1 rRNA gene is annotated in these 3,226 nt (G+C 53.3%); it reads left to right on the forward strand.

Annotated elements, in window-relative coordinates:
• Window positions 1-876 precede the first annotated feature (876 nt).
• A 16S ribosomal RNA gene (locus ABZY11_RS43615) occupies window positions 877-2,681 on the forward strand.
• The last annotated feature ends 545 nt before the right edge of the window (window positions 2,682-3,226 follow it).

Here is a 3,226-nt window from a genome sequence, read left to right on the forward strand (position 1 = left end):
CTTCTAGCCTCTAAAGCCTCCTGGTGGCGCCTGTGTCGGGGTGCAGGGTAAGGCCTACCCTGAACCTACCCTGTACCATCTGGGGGCGGCGGCAAGGGCAAAAGAAATACGTGGGCTGGCTGCTGGCAGGCCTGGGGGCGCGCTGGTGCCGAGAAACCCGGCGCCGAGAGGGGGGGGTGGTGCGTTGTTGGAAATGTATGTTCGTGAGTCGATTTTTTGGATTTGCCATACAAATGAATTTTGCGGGAAATCAAAAGTGGCCAACGAGTGCCGGGTGGCGGGGGCGCCCCACCAGAGAGCTCGGAGGGTATGTGAGAGCGGGTGGCCAGTCGAGCAATCGGCCGGCCACAACACAACCGCAATCAAACAACTGTACCATATCTTGAAGACTTTCATTGCGTGGTCCCTTGAACAGGCTTGCAGGCTCCGGTCTCGCTAGCGAGGGATTCATAGTGTTGGTCGGCCCCCACGAAACCGGTCGCTCAGGCTTCACGGCGTACTGGGGATGCCCTGAAGGCGACGAATGCCCCGGCAATCGCCGCTGTAGGGATGGGTTCTGTGGATTACTGGCCTCTGGCGAGTTCTACCATCGAGCAACGGAAGGCAACCACGCCCGCCGGACGCCGCAATGGCTGAAGTCGGGCGCTGAGTCCTTCTCCTGGCGTGCCCCAGGCCACACGCCGCCCGTTCGGGCTCAGTGTGGTCGACGGCTTCGCTGGGGAACACATGAGTGGGAAAGCGGATTGCCGGCTCGCACGGCGCCCACGGCTCCTGCCGCAGGTGCTTTGCCCGGCGCGTCTCCGGACGCCACCCAGTGAACTTGACATCTCTCCGGCGCTGCTCGCAGCACCGGTTGCCGTTTTTCCGCGGCGGACGATAGTTATCTGGTTGATTCTGCCAGTAGTCATATGCTTGTCTCAAAGATTAAGCCATGCATGTCTAAGTATAAGCAATTATACAGCGAAACTGCGAATGGCTCATTATATAAGTTATCGTTTATTTGATAGTACCTTACTACTTGGATAACCGTGGTAATTCTAGAGCTAATACATGCTAAAAATCCCGACTTCGGAAGGGATGTATTTATTAGATTAAAAACCAATGCCCTCTGGGCTCTTTGGTGATTCATGATAACTTCTCGAATCGCACGGCCTTGCGCCGGCGATGGTTCATTCAAATTTCTTCCCTATCAACTTTCGATGTTTGGGTATTGGCCAAACATGGTTGCAACGGGTAACGGAGGGTTAGGGCTCGACCCCGGAGAAGGAGCCTGAGAAACGGCTACTACATCCAAGGAAGGCAGCAGGCGCGCAAATTACCCAATCCCGACACGGGGAGGTAGTGACAATAAATACTGATACAGGGCTCTTTTGGGTCTTGTAATTGGAATGAGTACAATTTAAATCCCTTAACGAGGAACAATTGGAGGGCAAGTCTGGTGCCAGCAGCCGCGGTAATTCCAGCTCCAATAGCGTATATTAAAGTTGTTGTGGTTAAAAAGCTCGTAGTTGAACCTTGGGCCTGGCTGGCCGGTCCGCCTCACCGCGTGTACTGGTCCGGCCGGGCCTTTCCCTCTGTGGAACCTCATGCCCTTCACTGGGTGTGACGGGGAAACAGGACTTTTACTTTGAAAAAATTAGAGTGCTCCAGGCAGGCCTATGCTCGAATACATTAGCATGGAATAATGAAATAGGACGTGTGGTTCTATTTTGTTGGTTTCTAGGACCGCCGTAATGATTAATAGGGACAGTCGGGGGCATCAGTATTCAATTGTCAGAGGTGAAATTCTTGGATTTATTGAAGACTAACTACTGCGAAAGCATTTGCCAAGGATGTTTTCATTAATCAGGAACGAAAGTTAGGGGATCGAAGACGATCAGATACCGTCGTAGTCTTAACCATAAACTATGCCGACTAGGGATCGGACGATGTTATTTTTTGACGCGTTCGGCACCTTACGAGAAATCAAAGTGCTTGGGCTCCAGGGGGAGTATGGTCGCAAGGCTGAAACTTAAAGAAATTGACGGAAGGGCACCACCAGGGGTGGAGCCTGCGGCTTAATTTGACTCAACACGGGGAAACTCACCAGGTCCAGACACAATGAGGATTGACAGATTGAGAGCTCTTTCTTGATTTTGTGGGTGGTGGTGCATGGCCGTTCTTAGTTGGTGGAGTGATTTGTCTGCTTAATTGCGATAACGAACGAGACCTTAACCTGCTAAATAGCCCGTATTGCTTTGGCAGTACGCTGGCTTCTTAGAGGGACTATCGGCTCAAGCCGATGGAAGTTTGAGGCAATAACAGGTCTGTGATGCCCTTAGATGTTCTGGGCCGCACGCGCGCTACACTGACGGAGCCAGCGAGTACTTCCTTGGCCGAAAGGCCCGGGTAATCTTGTTAAACTCCGTCGTGCTGGGGATAGAGCATTGCAATTATTGCTCTTCAACGAGGAATCCCTAGTAAGCGCAAGTCATCAGCTTGCGTTGATTACGTCCCTGCCCTTTGTACACACCGCCCGTCGCTACTACCGATTGAATGGCTCAGTGAGGCGTCCGGACTGGCCCAGGGAGGTGGGCAACTACCACCCAGGGCCGGAAAGCTCTCCAAACTCGGTCATTTAGAGGAAGTAAAAGTCGTAACAAGGTCTCCGTTGGTGAACCAGCGGAGGGATCATTACCGAGTTTACAACTCCCAAACCCATGTGAACATACCTTTACGTTGCTTCGGCGGAGCCGCCCCGGCGCCCGGAACCTCTTCGGTTTCGCGGCCCGGAACCAGGCGCCCGCCGGAGGCCACAAACTCTTTTGTTTTTACAGTTTCTTCTGAGTGTGCCGCAAGGCAAAATACAAATGAATCAAAACTTTCAACAACGGATCTCTTGGTTCTGGCATCGATGAAGAACGCAGCGAAATGCGATAAGTAATGTGAATTGCAGAATTCAGTGAATCATCGAATCTTTGAACGCACATTGCGCCCGCCAGAATTCTGGCGGGCATGCCTGTTCGAGCGTCATTTCAACCCTCGAGCTCCCCTCTTTTTGGGAGAGCCCGGCGTTGGGGACCCGGCGCTAACACCGCCGGCCCCGAAATGGAGTGGCGGCCCGTCCGCGGCGACCTCTGCGTAGTAATATCCACTCGCACCGGGACCCGGGCGCGGCCACGCCGTTAAACACCCCACCTTCCGAATGTTGACCTCGAATCAGGTAGGAATACCCGCTGAACTTAAG

It is taken from the genome of Streptomyces sp. NPDC006510 (assembly GCF_040611955.1).
Classification (GTDB): Bacteria; Actinomycetota; Actinomycetes; order Streptomycetales; family Streptomycetaceae; genus Streptomyces.